The sequence below is a fragment of the Hymenobacter busanensis genome (assembly GCF_008727865.1).
GTDB classification, from domain to species: domain Bacteria; phylum Bacteroidota; class Bacteroidia; order Cytophagales; family Hymenobacteraceae; genus Solirubrum; species Solirubrum busanense.
Genome location: NZ_VTWU01000005.1, coordinates 52924 through 74955, shown reverse-complemented (window position 1 = coordinate 74955; position 22032 = coordinate 52924). Strand labels below are relative to the sequence as shown.

Here is a 22032-nt window from a genome sequence, read left to right as displayed (position 1 = left end):
AAGTATATTTTGAATTCGCTATGAGCGAAAAATTGTTGGACGAAATTCCCTCGCTCGACCTCGCGGACTTCCGCTCGGGCGATGCGCAGCGCAAAGCCAAGTTTGTGCAAGACTTGGGCGAAGCCTACCAGAACATCGGCTTCGTGGCGCTCAAGAACCACGGTCTGAACGACGAGCAGACCGCCACCCTGTACCGCGACGTGCAGTCGTTCTTCTCCTTGCCCGACGAGGTGAAGCAGCAGTACGAAAACCCGGAGCTGGCCGGCCAGCGCGGTTACATCAGCAAGGGCAAGGAGCACGCCAAGGGCCGCAATACCGGCGACCTGAAGGAGTTCTTCCACGTGGGCCAGGAGGTCGACGACCCCAACGACCCCATCAAGAACGAGTACCCGGACAACATCTTCCCCAAGGAGATTCCCACGTTCAAGGACACGGCCCTGCAGACCTACAAGACGCTGGAAGCGGCCGGCAAAGACGTGCTGCGCGCCATTGCCCTGTACCTGCACCTGCCCGAGAATTACTTCGACGACAAGGTGCGCAACGGCAACTCCATCCTGCGCCCCATCCACTACTACCCCATCGAAAACCCCGATGCGGTACCGGCCGACGCCGTGCGCGCCGCCGAACACGGCGACATCAACCTCATTACCCTGCTCATGGGGGCCTCGGCCGATGGCCTGCAGGTGAAGCGCCGCGACGGGAAGTGGATTCCCATCACGGCCCTGCCCGACCAGATTGTGGTGAACGTGGGCGACATGCTCCAGCGCCTAACCAACGGCGTGCTCAAGAGCACCATCCACCGCGTGGTGAACCCCGCCCGCGAGAAGATGAACACCTCGCGCTACTCGATTCCGTTCTTCATGCACCCGCGCTCCGAAATGAGCCTGGCGGCCCTGGAGCACTGCGTAACGCCCGACAATCCCAAAAAGGAGGCCGACATCACGGCCGGCGAGTTCCTCAACGAGCGTCTCATCGAGCTCGGCCTGAAGAAGAAATCGACGATGTAATTCCGGCTTGCGCCGTGAAGCAAAAGCCCGGCCCCAGCGGCCGGGCTTTTTTTGTTGGGAGACGCAAGAACGACAAGCTCCCCTCCTTCAAAAAGGAGGGGATGCATCGGCTTGCCGATGCTGGGGTGGTTCGGTCGTTGCTGACGTTGTTTACATTAGATCGTCATGCAGAGCGTGAGCGAAGCATCTCGCGTGCTGATGTGTGGCAGTAATCAGATTGAACACGCGAGATGCTTCGCTCACGCTCTGCATGACCGTTCTTTCTTGGCCATTCTACTACCAGTCCGTTCAACCTCAGCAACGGAGGAACCACCCCAGCCGCGCCTGCGGCACGGCGTCCCCTCCTTCAAAAAGGAGGGGAGTTTTGCGCAAACGTCACTTTTCCACCACCTCAGCGGCTTGCCGTTTGGGGCGGATTGTGCTTCTTTACTGATACACCCCACCTGCCCACCCGTGCAGCAGCAGTCTTTAGAAGCCGACGCGCCGGTACAGCTGGCTCCCCCGCCGCGCGGCAAGCGCACCCGGCGCGTGCGCGGCATCATTTTTCTGAAAGACGTGGCCGTGCTGGGCCTCACGGCGTTTGGGGGCCCGCAGGCCCACACCGCCATGATGCTGCGCCTGCTGGTGGACAAGCGCCGCTACCTCACCTCGGCCGAACTGCTGGAGCTGATGGCGCTGTGCCAGGTGCTGCCCGGTCCCACCTCCACCCAAACCATTACCGCAATCGGCTTCCGGCTGGGTGGGCCCAACCTGGCCTACCTCACGCTGCTGATTTGGATGCTGCCGGCCGTGTGCATCATGACGGTGGCGGGCCTCTCGATGAGTTACCTCGACAAAGAGCAGGTGGCGCAGCTGGTGCGCTTCGTGCAGCCGGTGGCGGTGGGGTTTGTGGCGTTTTCGGCCTACAAGATTGCCGAGAAGGTCATTCACACGAAGACTTCGGTGGCGCTGCTGGTGGTGTCGGCCTGGGCGGCGTATTTCTTCCAGCTGCCGTGGGTGCTGCCGCTGCTGCTGCTGGGCGGCGGGCTGGTGACGACGTTCCGCTACCGCAAGCAGCCGCTCATCAAAAACAAGCAGCCGCTGCGCATCGAGTGGGCCAACTTTGTGCTGTGGCTGACGGTGTTTATAGCCGCGGCTGTGCTGGGCCACTACACGCGCCTGCTGCCGGTGCGCTTGTTCGAGAACTTTTACCGCAATGGGTCCTTGGTGTTTGGCGGCGGGCAGGTGCTGGCGCCGCTTTTCTACACCGAGTTTGTGGAGTTCAAGGGCTACCTCACCTCGGCCGAGTTTCTGTCGGGCTACGGCCTCACGCAGGCCCTGCCGGGCCCCAACTTTTCCTTTGCCGCCTACGTGGGTGCCCTGGCCATGCGCGACTACGGCATTGGCGGGCAGGTGATGGGGGCGCTGGTGGGGGCGGCGGGCATCTTCATGCCGGGTACGCTGCTCATCTTCTTCCTCATCCGCTTCTGGGACCAGCTCAAGCAGTACCGCGTGGTCAAAGCCTCGCTCGAAGGCATCAACGCCGTGTCGGCCGGGCTGGTGTGCGCCGCTACGTTTCTGCTCTACCACCCCCTGCCCGATGGCCCGGCTTGGCACCTGCCCGGTCGCTACGGCGTGGACCTGCCGCTGAACCCCATCTTGGTGGGCGTCACGTTTCTGGTGCTGCTCTGGGACCGGCTGCCTTCCTACGTGCTGGTGCTGGGGGCTTTGGCGGCGGGCGCGCTGCTGCCATAAGGGCCGTCCCTACACGCCGAACGCCCGTTGCCAACAGTGGCAACGGGCGTTCGGCGTGTAGGCGAGAAACTGTCTACTGGTTCAGCAGCAGGCTTTCGGGCAGGTGCATGAGGTAGTCGCCGTAGCCGCTCTTGCGCAGGGGCGCGGCAATCTTGCGCAGCTGGTCGGCGTCGATGAAACCCTGGCGGTAGGCTATTTCCTCAATGGAGCCCACTTTCAGGCCTTGGCGCTGCTCAATCACGCGCACAAACTCGCCGGCCTGCATCAGGCTTTCGAAGGTACCCGTATCGAGCCACGCGGTGCCGCGGCCCAGGATGCCCACTTTCAGCTTGCCGCGGCGCAGGTACTCCTGGTTCACGTCGGTAATCTCGTACTCGCCGCGGGCTGAGGGCTTTAGGTCGCGGGCAATCTGCACCACTTCGTTGTCGTAGAAATACAGGCCCGGCACGGCGTAATTGCTCTTGGGCTTGGCGGGCTTCTCCTCGATGCTCAGGGCCTTGTTGTTGGCATCGAACTCCACCACGCCGTAGCGCTCGGGGTCGTGCACGTGGTAGGCGTACACCACGCCGCCTTCGGGGTCGTTGTTGCTTTTCAGCAGCTCTTCTAGGCCTTCGCCGTGAAAGATGTTGTCGCCCAGCACCAGCGCCACCTTGTCGTTGCCAATGAAGTCGGCACCCAGCACAAAGGCCTGGGCCAAACCGTTGGGCACCTCCTGAATGGTGTACTGAAAGTTGCAGCCGAGATTTTTACCGTCGCCGAGTAGTTTCTGGAACTGCTCCTGGTCGTGGGGCGTGGTGATGATGAGGATATCCCGGATACCGGCCATCATCAGAATCGACAGCGGGTAATAAATCATCGGCTTGTCGTACACCGGCATGAGCTGCTTCGACACAGCTAGCGTGAGGGGATGCAAACGCGTGCCGGAGCCACCGGCGAGGATGATGCCTTTCATGGGAAGGGTTGAATTGTTAAATGGCTAAATGGTTGATTGCTCTACCAGAACGACCAGCCACAAAGTCATCCAGCCATTTGGCAATTACTTCGTTTTTTTAATAAACTCCTGGTTTTCGCGGAACCACGCCAGGGTTTTCTGCAGGCCTTCGCGGATGCGTATCTGCGGACGGTAGCCCAGCAGCCGTTCGGCCTTCGAAATGTCGGCCAGGGAGTCGCGGATGTCGCCGGCGCGGTTGGGGCCGTACTCGGGCGTGATGTCGACGCCGGCCTCTTCCTTCAGGATGTTGAACAGGTCGTTGAGCGAGGTGCGGTCGGCCACGGCAATGTTATACACCTGATTCACTGCCTCGGGGTTCTGCACCAGAGCGGCGCGGATGTTGGCCTGCACGCAGTTTTCCACGAAGGTGAAGTCGCGCGTCTGGCCCCCGTCGCCGTTGATGCGCGGGGCCTTGCCCTGCAGCACCGCGTCGATAAACAGCGGGATGACGGCGGCGTACGCCCCGTTCGGGTCCTGACGCGGGCCGAAGATGTTGAAGTAGCGCAGCCCGATGATTTCCATGCCGTAGGTCTTGCCAAACACGTCGGCGTACAGCTCGTTGGCGTACTTGGTGACGGCGTAGGGCGAGAGGGGCTTGCCGATACGGTCCTCAATCTTGGGCAGGTGGGGCGAGTCACCGTAGGTGCTGCTGCTGGCGGCATACACGAAGCGCTTCACGCCGGCGTCCTTGGCGGCCACCAGCATGTTCACGAAGCCGCCCACGTTCACGTCGTTCGAGGTAATCGGGTCGTTGATGGAACGCGGGACTGAGCCCAGCGCCGCTTGGTGCAGCACTACGTCGACGCCTTCGCAGGCGCGGCGGCAGGCCTCCACGTCGCGGATGTCGCCGTCGAGGATTTCCAGCGCGGGGTGGCCTTCGAACAACTGCAGGTTCTTGCGGAAGCCGTTGGAGTAGTTGTCGAAGGTGCGCACCTTCTTCACCCCGTACTTCAGCAGGTACTCCACGATGTTGGAGCCGATGAAGCCGGCGCCGCCGGTCACGAGGAAAGTCAGGTTATCGAGCGGCTGCTCGTGAAAGGGGGAGTCGTACATCTTATTTAATGTGGTGAATGTGATGAATGTGCGGAATGTGGAAAATGGATGGCGGCTCAGTTCCAGACCGGCACATTCATCACATTTCCCACATTCCGCACATTTTCACATTATCTAGCCGCGTACTGCTGGCGGTAGTAATCCTGGTAGTGGCCGCTGGTCACGTTCTGCAGCCATTCCTGGTTGTCGAAGTACCAGTCGACGGTCTGGCGCAGGCCTTGCTCGAAGGTGACGGAGGGTTTCCAGCCCAACTCGTTCATGATTTTCGACGAGTCGATGGCGTAGCGCAGGTCGTGGCCGGCGCGGTCGGTGACGAACTTGATGAGCTGGCGCGAGGTGCCTTGGGGCTGGCCCATCTTCTCGTCCATCACGTCGCAGAGCAGGTGAATCAGGTCGAGGTTCTTCCACTCGTTCACCCCGCCAATGTTGTAGGTTTCGCCCACTTTGCCCTGGTGAAACACCGCGTCGATGGCCGTGGCGTGGTCTTTCACGAACAACCAGTCGCGCACGTTCTCGCCCTTGCCGTACACCGGAATGGCCTCGCCCTTCTGGATGCGGTGCAGGGCCAGCGGAATGAGCTTCTCGGGGAAGTGGTTGGGGCCGTAGTTGTTCGAGCAGTTGCTGATTTTCACCGGCATGTGGTAGGTGTGGTACCAGGCCCGCACGAAGTGGTCCGACGACGCCTTGGAGGCCGAGTACGGCGACCGGGGGTCGTAGGCGGTGCTTTCGGTGAACATGTCGGTGCCCATTTCCAGCGAGCCGTACACTTCGTCGGTGCTCACGTGGTAGAACACCTTGCCCTCGTAGCCCGGCGGCTGCCACAGGTTGCGGGCCGCGTTCAGCAGGTGCACGGTGCCCAGCACGTTGGTTTTCACAAACGCCAGCGGGTCGGTGATGCTACGGTCTACGTGCGACTCGGCGGCGAGGTGAATCACCGCGTCGGGCTCTTCGGTGGCGAAGAGTTGGTCGACAAAGGCCTGGTCGGTCAGGTCGCCCTTCACGAAGCGGTAGTTGGGCGCATTCTCGATGTCGCGCAGGTTCTCCAGGTTGCCCGCGTAGGTCAGCGCGTCCAGGTTCAGAATCTGGTACTCGGGGTACTTGGTCACGAACAGGCGCACCACGTGCGACCCAATGAAGCCGGCCCCGCCGGTGATAATGATTTTCATTTCTTAATTGGTTGAATTGTTAAATGGCTAAATGGCTGGCTGCTCTGGGGTAGCAAAACAAGCAGCCATTCAGCCATTTGACAAGTTAGCCTTTGGCCGTTTCGCCCAGGTGCTGTTGCCACCGCCAAGCGCTGGCCAGTGCCTCTTCCAGGGTAGAAGTCGTTTGGAAACCCAGCTCGGCCGTGGCTTTGGTCACGTCGGCGTAGATGGCCGGCACGTCGCCGGCACGCGGGGGCCCGATGACGTAGTTGAGCTTCTGGCCCGTAGCGCGCTCGAAGGCGTGCACCACTTCCAGCACCGAGTTGCCGCGGCCGGTGCCCACGTTATAGGTTTCCACGGCGGTGCTTTGCGCTTGCAGCAGACGTTGCACGGCCACCACGTGGGCTTTGGCCAGGTCCACCACGTGCACGTAGTCGCGGATGTTGGTGCCGTCGGGGGTGTCGTAGGTGTCGCCGTAGATGGTGAGCTTTTCCCGGATGCCCGCGGCCGTTTGCGTTACAAACGGAATCAGATTCTGCGGTACACCCAGCGGCAGCTCGCCAATGAGGGCCGACGGATGCGCCCCTACCGGGTTGAAGTAGCGCAGCAGAATGGTTTTCACCTCGTTGTCGGGCGCCTGGGCCAGGTCGCGCAGAATGTCTTCGCACATCTGCTTGGTGCGGCCGTAGGGCGAGTTGGCGGGCTTGGTCGGCGTTTCTTCGGTTACGGGCAGTTGGTCGGGCACGCCGTACACGGTGCACGACGACGAGAAAACCAGGTTCGTCACCTTAAACTCCGCCATCAGCTCCAGCAGCACCAGCAACGAGCCGACGTTGTTCTGGAAGTACATCAGCGGCTTCTGCACCGATTCGCCTACGGCTTTGTAGGCCGCAAAGTGAATCACGCCCGCCAGATCAGGCTCGGCCTCAAACACACCCCGGAACGCAGCCTTATCGGTGCAGTCCACGTCGTAGTGCTTCACCTCAGCGCCCAGAATGGCCCGCAGCCCTTCCAACACCGAGACACTGGAATTGACGTAGTTATCAACGATAATTGGCTCGAAGCCCGCTTCCTGCAAGGCCACCACCGTGTGCGAGCCGATGTAGCCCGCGCCGCCCGTAACGAGAATCTTTTTCATGGTCAAATGGCTAAATGGGTGGATGGCTAAATGGCTGTTTGTTCTTGCCTTGTATGCACGACCAGCCATTTAGCCATCCAACCATCTGACAATTCAGTTTACAGGCTCCAGTAGTGGAGGTCGGCCATCTTGTTGCGGAACATGCCTTTCACGTCGACGAGCACCGCGTTGGGCGCCGTAATCGACTTGAAGTAAGCCTCGTCCTTTTCCGTGTAGGGCTTGTGGCTCACGGCCACCACCACGGCGTCGTAGTCGGTGCGCATCTGGTCTTCCGGGGTCAGGCGGAAGCCGTACTCGTGGTGCAGCTCATCCGAGTCGGCGTGCGGGTCCACGATGTCCACATTCACCGAGAAGTTCTTCAGCTCGGTAATCACGTCGGCCACCTTGGAGTTGCGGATGTCCTCCACGTTTTCCTTGAACGTAGCGCCCATCACCAGCACGTGCGACTTGGCCACGTCCTTGCCCTGCTTGATCATCATCTGCACGGTTTTGCGCGCGATGTAGGCGCCCATGCCGTCGTTGGTGGTGCGGCCCGAGAGGATAACCTTCGCGTCGTAGCCCAGCTCTTTGGCCTTGTAAGTCAGGTAGTAGGGGTCGACACCGATGCAGTGGCCGCCCACCAGACCGGGCGAAAACTTGAGGAAGTTCCACTTGGTACCGGCCGCTTCCAGCACCTCGAAAGTGTTGATGCTCATGCGGTCAAAAATCATCGACAGCTCATTCATCAGCGCAATGTTCACGTCGCGCTGGGTGTTTTCGATGATCTTGGCGGCTTCGGCAACCTTGATGGACGAGGCGCGGTGCACACCGGCCGATACCACCAGCTCGTAGGTCTTGGCAATTTCCTCCAGCGACTCTTCGTCGCAGCCGCTCACCACTTTCACGATGCGCGAGAGGGTGTGCTCTTTGTCGCCGGGGTTGATGCGCTCGGGCGAGTAGCCGACTTTGAAGTCGGTGGGAAATTTCAAGCCCGACTCGCGCTCCAGGATCGGAATACAGTCGTCTTCGGTGCAGCCCGGGTACACGGTCGATTCGTACACCACGTAGTCGCCGGCTTTGAGCACCTTGCCCACCGAGGTAGAAGCACCGATGAGCGGCTTCAGGTCGGGCATGGCGTGCTCGTCGATGGGCGTGGGCACGGCCACGATGAAGAAGCGGGCCTCGCGCAGCACGTCGAGCGAGTCGGTGAAGGTGATGTCGCAACCGTCAAACGCCTCGGCTTCCAGCTCGCCGCTGGGGTCTTGGCGGTTCTGCATCATGGCCACGCGCTGGGCGTTGATGTCGAAGCCGATGACGCTGATTTTGCGGGCAAATTCGAGAGCAATGGGCAGACCCACGTAGCCGAGGCCGATAACGGCCAGTTTGGCTTCTTTGGTTAATAACTGTTCGTACACAGGAAGTTCGTTACGCGTTGGAGGCGGGAGTAATACAAGTTAGCGTGCCGCTGCGCCCGAGGCTGTACACCTCGCCGCTTTCGGGGCAGGAGGCATAGCCCTGGGCGTCGAACTGCAGGCGGTGCCCGAGGCGGCTCATCCAGCCGCGGCGCTTGGCCGGGGTGCCGTACACGAGGGCGTAGGCTGGCACGTCGCGCGTGACCACCGCCCCAGCTCCCACGAAGGCATACTCGCCCAAGTTCACGCCGCAGACGATGGTGGCGTTGGCCCCCACCGTTACGCCGCGGCCCAGCCGGGTGGGCTGGTACTCGTGGCGGCGCGGCACAGCCGAGCGCGGGTTGCGCACGTTGGTAAACACCACCGACGGCCCCAGAAACACATCGTCGGCGCATTCTACGCCGGTGTAGAGGCTCACGTTGTTCTGCACCTTCACGTTGTGGCCCAGCTTCACGCCGTCGGCCACAAACACGTTCTGGCCCAGGCTGCAACCGTCGCCCAGCTCGGCACCACCGCTGACGTGGCAAAAATGCCAGATGCGCGTGCCGGCCCCAATCCGGCAGCCTTCGTCGAGGATGGCCGTGGGGTGGGCAAAATAAGCGGGAGCGTCGGGCATTGGGGGAAGTAAAGTGGAAGTTTGCGGCGGGCAAAGGTAGGCCTTTTCAGGCATACCAAGTCCGGCCAAAATACCACGCCTTAGCCCGGCCAGGTGGCCCGCACCATGCGCGGGCGGCCCGTCAGGTCGGGCAGGGAGCGGGCGGTGTGGTAGCCCTGCTGCTCCAGCAGCGCCACGGTTTCGGCGGGCAGGGCTTCGTTGATTTCAAAGTAGATAGCCCCGCCGGGCCGCAGCAATTGTCGGCCCAGCGTAACCAGGCGCCGGTAGAACAGCAGCGGGTCGGCATCGGGCACAAACAAGGCCGTGTGCGGCTCGAAGTCGAGCACGTTCGGCCGCATCAGCGCATGTTCCGACTCGCGCACGTACGGCGGGTTGCTTACCAGCACGTCGAGGCTGGCGGGTTCAATTTGGGGCGGGTCCTGGGTCAGGATATCGGCTTGCAGCCACTCCACCTGCGGGGCGTAGCGCTGGCCGTTCTGGCGGGCTACGGCCAAGGCCTCGGTGGATATATCGAGGCCCCAGACCTGGCTACCGGGCAGCTCGCGGCTGAGGGCAATGGGAATGCAGCCGCTGCCGGTGCCTACGTCGAGCAGGCACAGCCCGCGGCGGCCGGCTTGCTCCTGGGCAATCAGCGCCACCAACTCCTCGGTTTCGGGGCGCGGAATGAGCGTGGCGGGCGTCACCACCAGCTCCAGACCGTAGAAATGCGCGGTGCCGAGCACGTACTGCACCGGCTCGTGGCGCAGCAGGCGCGGCAATAGCGCCTCGGCCTGCGCCAGTACATCGGCCGGCACGTCCTCGGCCGAGCGCATGCGGCGCTGCAAGGAATCGAACTGCAGCAGGTGCTCCATCACCAGCGCGGCCATGCTGGCGGCTTCGGGCGGCTGGTACACGGCCTGCAATTGCTGCGCGAGGTGGTCGGTGAGCTGGCGAACGGTCATGCAGGCAAAGGTAGCTCTTGCCCGCAGGCACGGTGCGGGCACCTCTTTCCTCGCCTATATTTGGCTTATGGCCGAACCTGCTCCCTCTTTCTCCCCCACCGACGTGCTACTGATGCGCCGCGCCCTCGACCTGGCCCTGTTGGGCGTGGGATACGCGCGGCCCAACCCCATGGTGGGCTGCGTGGTGGCCGATGCCAACGGCCGCGTGGTGGGCGAAGGGTGGCACCGCCAATACGGCGGGCCGCACGCCGAAGTCAACGCCCTGGCCGCGGTGCCGGCCGACGTGGACCTGGGCCAGTGCCGGGTGTACGTGACGCTGGAGCCCTGCTCGCACTTCGGCAAAACCCCGCCCTGCGCCGATTTGCTCATTGCCAAGGGCGTGCGCGACGTGGTGGTGTGCAACCTCGACCCCAACCCCTTGGTGGCGGGCCGCGGCATCGAGAAGCTGCGGGCAGCTGGTATCGAAGTAAAAACCGGCCTGCTTGAGAAAGAAGGCCGCTGGCTGAACCGCCGGTTTTTCACCGTGCAGGAACGGCAGCGGCCCTACTTCATTCTGAAATGGGCCGAATCGACGGACGGTTTTGTGGCCGGGCCCGAGGGGCAGCCGGTGGCCATCAGCGGGCCAGCGGCCAAGATGCTGGTGCACCGCTGGCGCACCGAGGAGCAGTCTATTATGGTGGGCACCCGCACCGCCCTCAACGACAACCCGCAGCTGAACGTGCGCGAGTGGCCCGGCCCCAACCCGCTACGCCTCGTCATCGACCGCAACCTGACCCTGCCCGCCACGCACCATTTGCTCGACGGCAGCCAGCCCACCGTCGTTTACACCCACGGCCAGGCCGAGGATGCCGACAACCGCACCTACGTCTCGGTGCCGGGCTCCGATGACCTGCTGCCCGCCATTCTCGACGATTTGAACGCCCGGCAGGTGCAGTCGGTGCTGGTGGAAGGCGGCCCGGCCCTGCACCAGATGCTGCTCAACGCCGGCTTGTGGGACGAAATCCGGGTGCTGCGCTCCTCCACAGTGCGCATTGGCGCGGGCGGCGTGGTGGCCCCGCCGCTCAGCCTCACCGGCCTGCGCGAGCAACGCACCATCGGCCCCGACGAGCTGTTTGTGTTCTTTTAACAGCGGCGAGAATGCGCAATGCCTCAACCTTAGTTGTCTTGTGCTGAACAAGCCGGCGGGTGCAGGCGTTATGGTGGCCGCTACTTTTGCGACGCTTCTTCAATGTATACCTCAGGTTTTACCACCTGATTTCTTGCTCATGGCCGAAGACCTGCTCATTGACCGTTCGCTTTCCAAAGCCGAACAATACCGCACCCTGCTTCCCCAAATCGAAGCCCTGACCACGGGCGAAGACGACCTGGTGGCCAACCTAGCCAACGCCATGGCCGCGCTCAAGGAAACCTTTGGCTTCTTTTGGGTGGGCATCTATGCCGTGAAAAACGACGAGTTGGTGCTTGGGCCGTTTCAGGGCCCGGTGGCCTGCACGCGCATCCGGCGCGGCAAGGGCGTGTGCGGCAGCGCGTGGACCGAAGCCCGCACCTTGCTGGTGCCCGACGTGGAGCAGTTTCCCGGTCACATTGCCTGCAGCAGCGCGTCGAAGTCGGAAATCGTGGTGCCCATCATGAAGAACGAGGCTGTGGTAGCGGTGCTCGATGTCGACAGCGACCAGCTCGACGACTTCGACGCGACCGACCAACAGCACCTGGAAGAATTGGCCCGCTTGATGGCCCGCTGGTTCTGAACCGCGCTTTTTTCCTGAGCTTCGTCGCCGATTTGCCGTAAACTGCCGCACTCCTTTTCCTACCGCTATGAAAAAGAACTTCTACCCGCTCGGTAGCTGGCGCCGCAACCTGCTGCTGGTAGCCGCTGCTGCCAGCCTGGGCCTGGCCGTGTTGCCCGCCTGCTCGTCCGACAACCGCACCGACACGGAAGAAGCCGGCGACTGGAGCGGAGAAACCTACAGCCAAGGTGTCATTACCGAAATGACCGAGGTGCAGCCCAACGACTGGAAAATCACGGCCGAGCGCCCTGCCGGCAAGGAAGAAGTAGCCGCCATCCTGCACCATTTCGACGGCAAGACCGACACGCTTCAAGGCCAAGCCCTGCAGCGGCAGATGCAGGACTACAGCCGCCAGCACCCCGAAAACCGCGTGGGCCACAGCGGCATGATGGACGTGCTGATGTGGAGCGGTATCGGCTACATGGCCGGCCGCTTCCTCACGCCCAACCCCAGCTACTACGCTAATCCCGGCCTGCTGGCCGGCAACCAGGGCTGGCGCCAGAACATTGCCCACGAACGGGAAACCCAGGGCCGCGGCTTCTTCGGGCGCGGTTTTGTCGGCAGCCGCTCGTCGCGCACAGCGGGCGTGCAGGAAAGCCGCACGTTCTCGCGCGGCGCCTACCGCAGCTCGGCGCCGCGCATGGGCCGCAGCAGTGGTTTTGGCAGCCGCGGCGGCTTCGGCGGACGCGGCTTTGGCGGGTAGTCAGATGGCTGCTGCCATTCGCTTGATTCCACTCGGCGGCGACGTAACGCCCGCCATTCGGGCACTGGGCTGGGACTGGGCCGTGGAAGATGCCTGCGCCGCTTACCTCGCCCGCGAAGCCGTGCAGCTCACCGAGGCCCAGGCCGAGGAGCTGCTCAACGCCGCCGACACGCTCTACGACATGCTCGTGCAGGCCATTCCCGACCCCATTCCGGACGACTTGCTGCGCCTGCTGGCCATTCCCGAAAACCTCTGGGCGGCCGTGCGCCACTCCTGGAACGACGACCGGCACTGGCACCTCTACGGCCGCTTCGACCTCGCCCCCACCGCCGAGGGCCCGAAGCTCATCGAGTTCAACGCCGACACGGCCACCAGCCTGCCCGAAACCGCCGTGGTGCAGTGGGCCAGCCTGGTAGCCGCCGGCCACACCGACGAGGAACGCCAGGCCAACGGCCTCTTCGAAGGCCTCGAAGCCCAGCTGCACGAGTGGCGCGGCCTCAACCCCGACCTCGACCCCAGTCTGCTGCTGGTGCATTTGCCCGACAGCGCCGAAGACGAAACCAACTGCGCCGTGGTGGCCGAGGCTGCCCGCGCCGCTGGCTTTGCCTCGGTGCACGTCTGCTCCGTCGACGCCATGCAGGTATCGGTGGCCGGCGACGAGCGGGGCGTGTGGGCCCAAACCGGCCCCGACGAGTGGCAGCGGTTCGGCTTCCTGTTCAAGCTGGTGCCGTGGGAAATTCTGGCCGAAGAAGAGCCGGAGCTAACCGCCGACCTCACCCAGCTGCTGCTCAGCCGCGACGTTATCGTTGCCAACCCGGCCTATACGCTGCTGTTTCAGAGCAAAGGGCTGCTGGCATGGCTGTGGCAGGTCTTCCCACACCACCCGCTGCTGCTCGAAGCCGCTATGGAAGACCTGCCCGGCCACTACGTGCGCAAGCCGCTCTTCGGCCGCGAAGGCCAGAACGTGAGCGAGGTGCAGGACGGCCGCGTAACCCACGCCGAAGCCGGCGACTTCGACCACCAACCCCACGTGCGTCAGCGTTGGGCCGAGTTGCCCACCGATGTCCAGGGCCGCAAGTACCAAGCAGGGGTGTTCTGGGCCGGCGAGGCCTGCGCCATCAGCTTCCGGCGCGCGGCGGGCGTCATCACCAATCTATCGGAGTTTGTGCCACACATTCTGGGCGAGTAGCAAAGGCCAAGGTCAACTAGAATAGCCTCTACTCCTTCATGCTGAGCGCAGTCGAAGCATCTTTAGCGCGCTGCCCGAACGTCATGCTTCGCTACGCGCTGCATGACCTGAAAACAAAGTCACTGGCCGTATCACACGCATTACAGGTTTTCGAATAATGCAAAAGCGGCGCCCCGGCTTTCTAAGGCCGGGGCGCCGTTTTATCTGTTGAAAGCCTGAACCTAGTTGCCGAACAAGCTCGGCGCAGTGGTCTTGAGCTGGGCAATGACGGTCTGGCCGCCTTTTACCTTGTCGCCGATCTGTACTTTCATTTCGGTGTCTACGGGCACGAAAATATCCACACGGGAGCCAAACTTAATGAAGCCAAACTCTTCGCCCTGGCTTACTTCGTCGCCTTCGTTCACGTACCACACAATGCGCCGGGCCATGGCGCCGGCAATCTGCCGGAAAAGCACCTGCGGGCCGGCTTCTGACTCGACTACGACGGTGGTACGCTCGTTTTTGGTGCTGCTTTTGGGGTGCCAGGCCACCAAGTACTTGCCGGGATGATACTTGAAGTACTTCACGATGCCCGATACCGGGTTGCGGGTGATGTGCACGTTGATGGGCGACATGAACACGCTGATCTGCTTGCGCACGTCGTCGAAGTACTCGGGCTCGTGCACGTCCTCAATCACCACCACCTTGCCGTCGGCCGGGGCAATGACGAGGTCTTCGTGGGTGAGCAGATTGCGGAAGGGGCTGCGGAAAAACTGGAGCAGCAGCAGAAACGCCACCACCGATACCACCGCAAATACCTTGTTGAAGCCGTCGGCCGCGGCGTTGTAGCGCTGCAACAGCAGGTTGATGGCCAGCAGCGCCAACGCGGTGAAGAACAGAATACGACGACCTTCTTTGTGGATTTTCATGTAGGATGCAGCAAGGTGCACAGACTCGAACAGCCTTACGGCAAGGCGTCCGGGTTCCGAATACGGCCCACCCGAACTGCCGAGGCGTCGGGTGGGCCGTAGTCAGACGGTAGCAACGGCGCCGTGCCTGCGCCGGTTGCCGAAGGTAGCGCCAAGTTGGGCTTGGTGCTACCTGGGAGCTTAGTAAGCGCCGCGGAACTTGTAGGTCTGCGCCACTTTGTCGATGGCTACCACGTAGGCCGCGATGCGCATCGGAATGTTGTATTTCTGGCTGGTGGCGTACACTTTCTCGAACGCGTCGTTCATGATGCGGTCGGCGCGCTCGGTCACCATTTCCTCGGTCCACTTGAAGCCCTGCTTGTTCTGCACCCACTCGAAGTAGGATACCGTCACGCCGCCCGAGTTGGCCAGGATATCCGGCACCACCAGAATGCCTTTCTCGTTGATGATGGGGTCGGCCGAGGCCGAGGTGGGGCCGTTGGCGCCTTCCACGATGAGTTTGGCCTTGATGTCGTGGGCGTTGTGCTCGGTAATCACGTCTTCCACAGCGGCGGGCACCAGCACGTCCACATCGGCGGTCAGCAGGTCGTTGGCGTTGTCCATCAAGGTAGCGCCGGTGAAGCCGTCGAGGCGGCCGTTGTGGGCGTTCTTGTAGGCAATGGCTTCTTCGATGTTGATGCCGTTGTCGTTCCAGTAAGCCCCGCTCACGTCCGACACTGCCTTGATTTTCACGCCTTGGCGGTTGAGCAGCAGCGCCGCCCAGGAGCCTACGTTGCCGAAACCCTGCACGGCGGCCGACACGTGGTTAGGGTCGAGGCCGAGCTTCTTAAGGGCCGCCAGGGCCGATACCATTACGCCGCGGCCGGTGGCCTCGGTGCGCCCCAGCGAACCGCCCATCACGAGGGGCTTGCCAGTCACCACGGCGGGCGTGGTCATGCCGTTGGTCTTCGAAAATTCGTCCATTAGCCACGCCATTTCGCGGGGACCGGTGCCCATGTCGGGAGCCGGAATGTCGCGGTCGGGGCCGAAGATGTCTTTCAGAGCCAGCGTGTAGGCGCGGGTCATGCGCTCAATCTCGCCGGCGCTCATGGTGGTGGGGTCGCAGATGATGCCGCCCTTGGCTCCGCCGTAGGGAATGTCCACCACGGCGCACTTCCAGGTCATCCACGCGGCCAGGGCCTTCACCTCGTCGAGGTGCACGTTTTTGTCGTAGCGAATACCGCCTTTAGACGGGCCCAGGATGGTGTTGTGCACCACGCGGTAGCCCTCGAACACCCGGACTTTGCCGTTGTCCATGGTGACGGGAATGTTGACGATGACCTGCTTGTCGGGTGCTTTGAGCACGTTGTAAGTCTGGTCGTCGAGCCCTAGGATATCGGCCGCGATGTTGAAGCGCGACATCATCGATTCGAGGGGGTTTTCGCGGTCCACAATGGGGGCCGGCTCTTTATACACCGTAGTGGCAGCCATGCGTCGTGTGGGGAAAGGAAATGGAAGTGGGGAAAAGGAAGATAGGGAGGCTGCCTTTTGCGCCCGAAACGGGCGGAAAAAGGCGCGCCAAAGGTACTAGGATTCCCCAATACGCATAAATGCGCGGTGTAGCTACCTCAAGTTGGGCTGCATTGCCCGCTCCGGGTTTCCTCTCGGCCAGTCAAAATACCGTCGGAAGGACCGGGTAGCTTAGCGTAAGGGCAGAGTAGCGTTTCGTAAATTGTTAAGGAGCGGGCGGCTATGCGAAGAGCAGTTGCAGCACCACCAGCACAGGCACCACGAAGAGGAAAGCGTCGAAGCGGTCGAGCAGGCCGCCGTGGCCGGGCATGATGCGGCCGGAATCTTTCACGCCCACGCTGCGCTTGAGCATGGACTCGGCCAAGTCGCCCAAGGGGCCGAAGACGGCTACCACGGTGGCGGCGACGAGGCGATGCGCGAGGGGCAATTCGGGAATGAGGTAGCCCAGGGCCCAGCCGACGGCCAGGGTGAGCAGGGCACCGCCGGCCCAGCCTTCCCAGGTTTTGCCGGGCGAGATGCTGGGGGCGAGCTTGTGCTTGCCGAAGTTTTTGCCGGATACATAGGCGCCGATGTCAGCAGCCCAGACCATAAAGAGCAGGGCCACGATGCGGCGGTAGTCGTAGCCGCTGTCGGTGAAGGCCAGCACGTTCAGCCCGCTCATGGGCAAGCTCACATAGCAAAAACCGAGCAAGGCTACTCCCACGTTGGGGAAAGGCGAAAACGGCTGCTTCTGGCGGGGCCACCAGAACATTTCGCGCAGCAACAGCAGTACTGGCAACAGCAGAAATACCGCTATTAAAGATTGTTTGGCCGCATAACCCCACCGAGCTACATGCCATATAGTCTCTCCAGTAGCCATCGAATCGGGGGTGACAACACTGGCTTGCGCGATGCAGAAAACGCAGGCGAAGATGAGCACGCTCAGACTGCCGCCCAGTATGGCTCCGGGCTTGTATTCCAACTCCTTCATCATGCGGTAGAACTCCCACAACATGCGGGCCTGCACGGCGGCGAAAAATAAACCGAACGTCCAGCCGCTGTACCAGATGCAGCCCAGCAACAGTATGGCCCCGACGACGCCGGAAATAATGCGCTGCCACATGTTGGACATGGCCGGCTTGGCCGCCGTGGTGGGCGAATCTGTGGAGGAAGGAGGTGACGAGGCCAAACGGGGAACGGCTGAAGGCGGAGGAAGGGAAAAGCGTATACGGCTTAGGCCGGAGTGGCGTCGGGGCCGGGTGCTTTGGCTACGCCGCGGGTGCTGAGGGTATGGGCCTCGCCGGCTACGGGAGCGGCGGCCGCTATGCCCTCGGCGCTGAGCGTGTGACCGAGCGGTAGGACCGCCGTCTGGACCTGAATACGGCGCTGGTAGAGCCAGTAGAGCAGGCCAAGGGTGAGAACGGTCGACAGCAGCATCCAGTACCAAGGCAGGGCCTCGGTGGAGTCGGCATCGAATTCAATGCTATTGCGCTGCTGCAGGTACAGGAGCAGCAGTTGGAAGAAGTTCTGGGCGAAGTGCGCGGCCATCGAGACCAAGATATTGCCGCTCCAGGCGAAAAGGTAGCCCAGCAGCACGCCGAGAAGTACGCGCGGAAAGAAGCCGAAGAACTGAACGTGAATGGCGCTGAACACGATGGCCGACAGCCACACGCCCCAGTGCACGGAGCCGGTCCAGCGGGTGAACTGACGCAGCACCACGCCGCGGAACGTCAACTCCTCGGCAATGGCGGGAATGACGGCCACCACCAACACTGCCACCCAGAAGCGGCTGGGGGTGTTGAAACGGGTAAGAAAGGTAGTCAGCTCCTGGGCCTGGTCTTCCTTGAAGCGGGCCCACCGCTCAAACTCGTAGAGCCAGCTGGGTAGGTGCAGGTCGGCGTTCCAGGCAATGAGACCCGACAGCGCCGGCACGCTGATGACGATGAGCACCATAGCCGCTACCGGCCACCAGAGCGGCACCGAGCGGCGCGGCATGAAATACGAGGTCGGCCGCAAGTCCCGGATAATGGGCAGGGCCAAAGCACCCGCACCGAAGCCCATGAGCAGCGTAAGGCCCTGCAGCCACATCAGAATTTCCCAGCCGTGGGCGTGGCGGGTGGGGGCGCCCAGCACCTCGGGCAGGCGCAGCAGCTCTACCCCGTAGAGGCCCGATACGATGGCCACGGCCACAAACATGCCCAGGCACATGCCGGCGCCCACCAGCATAACCAGCAGCAGCAGCGACAAAGCGGGGTGCAGGGTGTCTTCTGTGCGGGGGAAACCTTTCATGGGGGCAGCGGGGTTAAGCAGAATCGTAAATTTGCGTAAAATACGCTAACCCCTTCCGCTGTGGTGTACATCCGCGACCTTGCCCTGCCCGATTTCCCGTTGTTGCTCGCGCCCATGGAGGACGTGTCGGATCCGCCGTTCCGGGCCGTGTGCAAGCAGGGCGGCGCCGATTTGATGTACACCGAGTTCGTGTCGTCGGAAGGGCTGATTCGGGACGCGGCCAAGAGTCGCAAGAAGCTCGACGTGTTCGACTACGAGCGGCCCATCGGCATTCAGCTCTTCGGCTCCGACGTGGACACGATGGGCGAGTGCGCCCGCATCAGCACCGTGGCCGGGCCCGACCTGATTGACATCAACTACGGCTGCCCGGTGAAGCAAGTGGCCTGCCGGGGCGCCGGCGCGGCCCTGCTGCGCGACATTCCGAAGATGGTAGAAATGACCGCCGCCGTGGTGAAGAACACGCACCTGCCCGTGACGGTGAAAACCCGCCTGGGCTGGGACGAAACCACCAAAAACGTGGAGGAAGTGGCCGAGCGCCTCCAGGACGTAGGCATCGAGGCCCTCACCATTCACGGCCGCACCCGCGTGCAGATGTACAAGGGCGACGCCGACTGGCGCCTGATTGCGGCCATCAAAAACAACCCGCGCATCAGGATTCCCATCTTCGGCAACGGCGACATCGACTCGCCCGAAAAGGCGGCCGACTACAAAAACCGCTACGGCGTCGACGGCATCATGATTGGCCGCGCCAGCATCGGCTACCCGTGGATTTTCCGCGAAATCAAGCACTACCTGGCCACCGGCGAGAAGCTGGCTCCGCCCACGCTGGAGGAGCGCGTGGCGGCCTGCGTCATGCACTTCGAGAAAAGCATCGAGTGGAAAGGGCCGAAAGTGGGCATCTTCGAGATGCGGCGGCACTACGCGCACTACTTCAAGGGCTTGGTGGGCGCCAAACAGTGGCGCACGCAGCTGGTGGAAGCCGGCACGCCCGACGAGGTGCGGGCCATTCTGGCGGAAATTGCCCAGAGCGAGGCGGTGTACGCGTAAGCGCTTCGCCACCTTAGCCATTGAACTGTAACCGGCACGGGCCGCTGCTGCTTCCACCCGAGAAGCAGCAGCGGCCCGTGCCGGTTTACGTTCCCGCTCGGCACGCACGCACGACCAGAAGCTGACCTTTGCCGCAAGTGCGCAAGAAACCGGATGGCTTACGTCGGCAGGAGTACCGACCTTTGCGGTCGATGCCCTCCTCCCCTTCCCCCGCTCCGGCCGCCGCGGCCGCTCCTGCTTCTGCCACTGTTGCCGGTCCGCCGCCCCACTCGCCCACGCCCCTGGCGGCGTGGCTGCTGCTGATTGTGCTGGCTTGCATCTGGGGCACCTCGTTTATTCTGATGAAGAAAGGCTTAGTGGTGTTTTCGGCCATGGAGCTGGGCGCTACCCGCGTGACGGTGGCCTCTTTGCTGCTGCTGCCGTTTGCGCTGCGGCACGTGCGGCAGGTGGAGCGCAGCCGCTACAAATGGCTGCTGCTGAGCGGCGTGGTGGGCACGTTCGTTCCCGCATTCCTCTTTGCCTACGCCGAAACCAAGCTCGCCTCGGGCCTGGCCGGCGTGCTCAATGCCCTCACGGTGGCCTTCACGCTGCTGGTGGGCGTGTTTTTCGGGCAGCGCATCACGTGGCTGCGGGCGGTAGGCATTGCGGCGGGGCTGCTGGGCACCATCGTGCTCATGGGCCTCGGCGGCAGCGGCGGCGACGCCACGCCCGCCGGCGAGGGCAACGCGTGGTACGGGCTCTACATTGTGCTGGCTACGCTGGGCTACGGGGTGAGCATAAACATCATCAAGCACCGCTTTCACGGGATGACGTCGATGGCGGTGACGAGTTTGCTGCTCATGCTCATCGGCGGGCCGGCTTTGCTGTATCTGCTGCTCGGTACCGATTTCGTGCACAAGCTCCAGCACACGCCCGGCGCCTGGACGGCCTTCGGCTACATTGCCCTGCTGGCCACCATGAGCACGGCCGTCGCGATGGTGCTCTTCAACAAGCTCATCAAGCAATCCACCGCGCTGTTTGCCTCGTCCAATACCTACTTGGTGCCCATTGTGGCCCTCGGCTGGGGCTTGCTCGACGGCGAAGTCATCAACGGCTGGCACTTGCTGGGCATGGTCATTATCCTACTCAGCGTGTTCATCATCAACCGGGCGAAGTAGGTGGCGAGGCGGTAGTAGCAAGGCAACGTTGCTTATAGCCTCAAAACGCTGCCTCCAGTCCAAATTGAACCCATTTGTGCCGGCGGGCACCGTCGAACTCCGGCGACACAAACGCGGCAGAAGTTTCGACGCTTACGCCGCCGTAGGCCACCACCAGCCCGGCCGAACTGCGCAGCACGCCCCGCTTTACCTGGTTGGCCGAAAGCGTGTAGGAATTGTGCCGGTTGAGTAGGCCGCCCTGCAGCGTGGCGTCGTAGCCGATAAGCCGCGCTTCGGTGCGGGCCTGGGCGTAGAGCTGAAATTTCCGCAGTCTGGCCCGGTTGGTGCGAGACGTCAGGCCCAGGTTCTGGAAATACGGGTTCAACTTGCCAACGCGTAGCAGCCCGCCCGCGCTGGCGTAGGTATAGAGCGTGCCCAGCGACGCGTCGGCCGTACCGATCAGCTCGGCCAGCCGGCCCACGGCGGCCAACTGCTTTTCGGCCCCGAGTTGGTAACCCAGTACCACGTCGTTTTGCACCTGGTAGTCCCAACCGCGTGGCGTGGGGGCACCCAGCCACTCGTGCAGGGTGGTTTGAAAGCCTTTCGCGCCGGCCGCTGGCCCAATGAAACCGAGGTTGACGGCCGAGGTCAGCCGTTGGCGGCGGCTGGGGTTGTTGGCCATGCGGTAGAGCGCGGCGTAGATGTAGGAGGCGTAAGGCCGGTCGCCGACGCGAATGAAGGGGTCCTGAATGCGCAGCGGCGTAAACCCATCGTAGCGCAGCCGCACGCCGAAGTAGCTGGTACTGCCGGCCCGCGGGCGCAGCAACACGCGGTTGACGGGTGAATGGCGCAGCCCAGGATGCACCACGTTCAGCGTCATACCTTGGGTGAAATAGTAGTCGGTGCGGAAATACGCGTCGTTGGCGAAGGAGTAGCCGATGAGGCGGTCGGGACTCACGGCGGCGCTATCATTTGGGCCCGACTGGGCATGCGCTTGCGCCAGCTGCAGCAAGCTCCCAAACAACAGCAAACAGCGCATACCCATAGCTCCCGATGTGAAGCCATACATACGCCAAAACCAGCCCGCCTCGGTTTTGCCCAGAAACCCAACCGTTAGTAGATTCACTAACTAGTTAAGCTGTAAGGGTTCTGCTTAGCCGAAGCGTGGGTTGAATAGCCGTTGTCCTTTCAGCGGCGCCAAGTCTTCTATTGGAATATCGGTTTGCTGCGGGTAAGCGGCCAGCAGCTCTTCAAAGCTGGCATAAGGAATGATTTCGTCGCGGATAAACGCCTCCCTGCTCATGTCGACTTCCCGTATTTCGGACACGTAGCGCTTGTAAATGCCTTCCCAACGCTGGATGCCGACAGATAACCAACAGGGCCGACCACCACGCTCGTAGCGGATGACTGGCCCAATCTGCTTACCGGCTTCCACCCAGCTTCGCACCCGATCAAGACCGCTCATAGCC

At 62.5% G+C, this 22032-nt stretch carries 21 protein-coding genes; 8 read left to right on the top strand and 13 right to left on the bottom strand.

All coding sequences use genetic code 11. The features are described 5' to 3' along the window. Positions 1 to 20 precede the first annotated feature (20 nt). Both F0P96_RS13835 and chrA read left to right on the top strand, forming a co-directional pair. Positions 21 to 1007: an isopenicillin N synthase family dioxygenase gene (locus F0P96_RS13835; protein ID WP_151079504.1), complete on the top strand. Its 987-nt coding sequence runs from the start codon at positions 21 to 23 to the stop codon at positions 1005 to 1007. 492 nt (positions 1008 to 1499) lie between these two features. After that, a complete protein-coding gene (chrA, locus tag F0P96_RS13830) occupies positions 1500 to 2741 on the top strand; it encodes a chromate efflux transporter (protein WP_235917494.1) in 1242 nt (413 codons plus the stop codon). Positions 2742 to 2814: 73 nt separating this feature from the next. Here chrA and rfbA read toward each other — a convergent pair whose 3' ends face one another. The 7 genes from rfbA to prmC all read right to left on the bottom strand — a co-directional run bounded on the left by rfbA (position 2815) and on the right by prmC (position 10016). Further along, a complete protein-coding gene (gene rfbA / locus F0P96_RS13825) occupies positions 2815 to 3693 on the bottom strand; it encodes a glucose-1-phosphate thymidylyltransferase RfbA (RefSeq protein WP_151079503.1) in 879 nt (292 codons plus the stop codon). An 84-nt stretch (positions 3694 to 3777) separates the two neighbouring features. Beyond that, the gene (locus F0P96_RS13820) at positions 3778 to 4785 is read right to left on the bottom strand and encodes an SDR family oxidoreductase (protein ID WP_151079502.1); all 1008 of its coding nucleotides are present in this window, start codon (positions 4783 to 4785) and stop codon (positions 3778 to 3780) included. Positions 4786 to 4895: 110 nt separating this feature from the next. After that, a complete protein-coding gene (gene rfbB / locus F0P96_RS13815; RefSeq protein ID WP_151079501.1) occupies positions 4896 to 5951 on the bottom strand; it encodes a dTDP-glucose 4,6-dehydratase in 1056 nt (351 codons plus the stop codon). A gap of 85 nt (positions 5952 to 6036) precedes the next feature. Beyond that, positions 6037 to 7068, bottom strand: coding sequence for a UDP-glucose 4-epimerase GalE (gene galE / locus F0P96_RS13810; protein WP_151079500.1), 1032 nt, complete (start codon positions 7066 to 7068; stop codon positions 6037 to 6039). A 98-nt stretch (positions 7069 to 7166) separates the two neighbouring features. Continuing rightward, positions 7167 to 8462, bottom strand: coding sequence for a nucleotide sugar dehydrogenase (locus F0P96_RS13805; RefSeq protein ID WP_151079499.1), 1296 nt, complete (start codon positions 8460 to 8462; stop codon positions 7167 to 7169). 10 nt (positions 8463 to 8472) lie between these two features. Next, complete coding sequence (locus F0P96_RS13800) at positions 8473 to 9075, bottom strand: acyltransferase (protein WP_151079498.1); 603 nt, start codon at positions 9073 to 9075, stop codon at positions 8473 to 8475. 80 nt (positions 9076 to 9155) lie between these two features. Then, positions 9156 to 10016, bottom strand: a complete 861-nt coding sequence (prmC, locus tag F0P96_RS13795) for a peptide chain release factor N(5)-glutamine methyltransferase (RefSeq protein ID WP_151079497.1) — start codon at positions 10014 to 10016, stop codon at positions 9156 to 9158. A gap of 67 nt (positions 10017 to 10083) precedes the next feature. Here prmC and ribD point away from each other — a divergent pair, with 67 nt between their 5' ends. From ribD to F0P96_RS13775, 4 genes are all read left to right on the top strand, one after another. Then, positions 10084 to 11142, top strand: a complete 1059-nt coding sequence (ribD, locus tag F0P96_RS13790) for a bifunctional diaminohydroxyphosphoribosylaminopyrimidine deaminase/5-amino-6-(5-phosphoribosylamino)uracil reductase RibD (RefSeq protein WP_151079496.1) — start codon at positions 10084 to 10086, stop codon at positions 11140 to 11142. A 139-nt stretch (positions 11143 to 11281) separates the two neighbouring features. Continuing rightward, positions 11282 to 11764: a GAF domain-containing protein gene (locus F0P96_RS13785; protein WP_151079495.1), complete on the top strand. Its 483-nt coding sequence runs from the start codon at positions 11282 to 11284 to the stop codon at positions 11762 to 11764. A 67-nt stretch (positions 11765 to 11831) separates the two neighbouring features. Beyond that, positions 11832 to 12506 (top strand): Cj0371 family chemotaxis-regulating polar lipoprotein, encoded by a 675-nt coding sequence (locus tag F0P96_RS13780; protein ID WP_151079494.1) that lies wholly within the window; start codon positions 11832 to 11834, stop codon positions 12504 to 12506. Between the two features lie 4 nt (positions 12507 to 12510). Beyond that, positions 12511 to 13695 carry a glutathionylspermidine synthase family protein gene (locus F0P96_RS13775; RefSeq protein WP_151079493.1) on the top strand — a complete coding sequence of 395 codons (1185 nt, stop codon included), beginning with the start codon at positions 12511 to 12513 and terminating at the stop codon, positions 13693 to 13695. Positions 13696 to 13916: 221 nt separating this feature from the next. Here F0P96_RS13775 and F0P96_RS13770 read toward each other — a convergent pair whose 3' ends face one another. The 4 genes from F0P96_RS13770 to F0P96_RS13755 form a co-directional block, all read right to left on the bottom strand. Next, positions 13917 to 14603, bottom strand: coding sequence for a phosphatidylserine decarboxylase family protein (locus tag F0P96_RS13770; RefSeq protein ID WP_151079492.1), 687 nt, complete (start codon positions 14601 to 14603; stop codon positions 13917 to 13919). Between the two features lie 180 nt (positions 14604 to 14783). Next, entirely contained in the window at positions 14784 to 16073 is a 1290-nt protein-coding gene (locus F0P96_RS13765; protein WP_151079491.1) for a Glu/Leu/Phe/Val family dehydrogenase, read from the bottom strand. A gap of 259 nt (positions 16074 to 16332) precedes the next feature. Then, positions 16333 to 17280, bottom strand: a complete 948-nt coding sequence (locus F0P96_RS13760) for a phosphatidate cytidylyltransferase (protein WP_151079490.1) — start codon at positions 17278 to 17280, stop codon at positions 16333 to 16335. Between the two features lie 44 nt (positions 17281 to 17324). Then, positions 17325 to 18380, bottom strand: coding sequence for a CPBP family intramembrane glutamic endopeptidase (locus F0P96_RS13755; protein WP_151079489.1), 1056 nt, complete (start codon positions 18378 to 18380; stop codon positions 17325 to 17327). Positions 18381 to 18440: 60 nt separating this feature from the next. On the opposite strand from F0P96_RS13755, the gene dusB reads away from it, so the two are divergent. Further along, a complete protein-coding gene (gene dusB / locus F0P96_RS13750; RefSeq protein ID WP_151079488.1) occupies positions 18441 to 19427 on the top strand; it encodes a tRNA dihydrouridine synthase DusB in 987 nt (328 codons plus the stop codon). A gap of 191 nt (positions 19428 to 19618) precedes the next feature. Next, a complete protein-coding gene (locus tag F0P96_RS13745) occupies positions 19619 to 20584 on the top strand; it encodes a DMT family transporter (protein WP_151079487.1) in 966 nt (321 codons plus the stop codon). A 40-nt stretch (positions 20585 to 20624) separates the two neighbouring features. Here the strand turns inward: F0P96_RS13745 and F0P96_RS13740 are convergent, their stop codons facing one another. Both F0P96_RS13740 and F0P96_RS13735 read right to left on the bottom strand, forming a co-directional pair. After that, a complete protein-coding gene (locus F0P96_RS13740; protein ID WP_338074397.1) occupies positions 20625 to 21602 on the bottom strand; it encodes a lipid A deacylase LpxR family protein in 978 nt (325 codons plus the stop codon). A 114-nt stretch (positions 21603 to 21716) separates the two neighbouring features. Next, positions 21717 to 22028 carry a hypothetical protein gene (locus F0P96_RS13735; protein ID WP_151079485.1) on the bottom strand — a complete coding sequence of 104 codons (312 nt, stop codon included), beginning with the start codon at positions 22026 to 22028 and terminating at the stop codon, positions 21717 to 21719. Between the last annotated feature and the right edge of the window lie 4 nt (positions 22029 to 22032).

Coding starts and splice junctions, on each gene's coding strand:
- prmC (WP_151079497.1), bottom strand. CDS start 10,016: ATGACCGTTCGCCAGCTCACCGACCACCTCGCGCAGCAATTGCAGGCC.
- F0P96_RS13800 (WP_151079498.1), bottom strand. CDS start 9,075: ATGCCCGACGCTCCCGCTTATTTTGCCCACCCCACGGCCATCCTCGAC.
- rfbA (WP_151079503.1), bottom strand. CDS start 3,693: ATGAAAGGCATCATCCTCGCCGGTGGCTCCGGCACGCGTTTGCATCCC.
- F0P96_RS13755 (WP_151079489.1), bottom strand. CDS start 18,380: ATGAAAGGTTTCCCCCGCACAGAAGACACCCTGCACCCCGCTTTGTCG.
- F0P96_RS13735 (WP_151079485.1), bottom strand. CDS start 22,028: ATGAGCGGTCTTGATCGGGTGCGAAGCTGGGTGGAAGCCGGTAAGCAG.
- F0P96_RS13775 (WP_151079493.1), top strand. CDS start 12,511: ATGGCTGCTGCCATTCGCTTGATTCCACTCGGCGGCGACGTAACGCCC.
- F0P96_RS13770 (WP_151079492.1), bottom strand. CDS start 14,603: ATGAAAATCCACAAAGAAGGTCGTCGTATTCTGTTCTTCACCGCGTTG.
- rfbB (WP_151079501.1), bottom strand. CDS start 5,951: ATGAAAATCATTATCACCGGCGGGGCCGGCTTCATTGGGTCGCACGTG.
- F0P96_RS13765 (WP_151079491.1), bottom strand. CDS start 16,073: ATGGCTGCCACTACGGTGTATAAAGAGCCGGCCCCCATTGTGGACCGC.
- F0P96_RS13835 (WP_151079504.1), top strand. CDS start 21: ATGAGCGAAAAATTGTTGGACGAAATTCCCTCGCTCGACCTCGCGGAC.
- F0P96_RS13740 (WP_338074397.1), bottom strand. CDS start 21,602: ATGCGCTGTTTGCTGTTGTTTGGGAGCTTGCTGCAGCTGGCGCAAGCG.
- F0P96_RS13785 (WP_151079495.1), top strand. CDS start 11,282: ATGGCCGAAGACCTGCTCATTGACCGTTCGCTTTCCAAAGCCGAACAA.
- galE (WP_151079500.1), bottom strand. CDS start 7,068: ATGAAAAAGATTCTCGTTACGGGCGGCGCGGGCTACATCGGCTCGCAC.
- F0P96_RS13780 (WP_151079494.1), top strand. CDS start 11,832: ATGAAAAAGAACTTCTACCCGCTCGGTAGCTGGCGCCGCAACCTGCTG.
- ribD (WP_151079496.1), top strand. CDS start 10,084: ATGGCCGAACCTGCTCCCTCTTTCTCCCCCACCGACGTGCTACTGATG.
- F0P96_RS13745 (WP_151079487.1), top strand. CDS start 19,619: ATGCCCTCCTCCCCTTCCCCCGCTCCGGCCGCCGCGGCCGCTCCTGCT.
- F0P96_RS13820 (WP_151079502.1), bottom strand. CDS start 4,785: ATGTACGACTCCCCCTTTCACGAGCAGCCGCTCGATAACCTGACTTTC.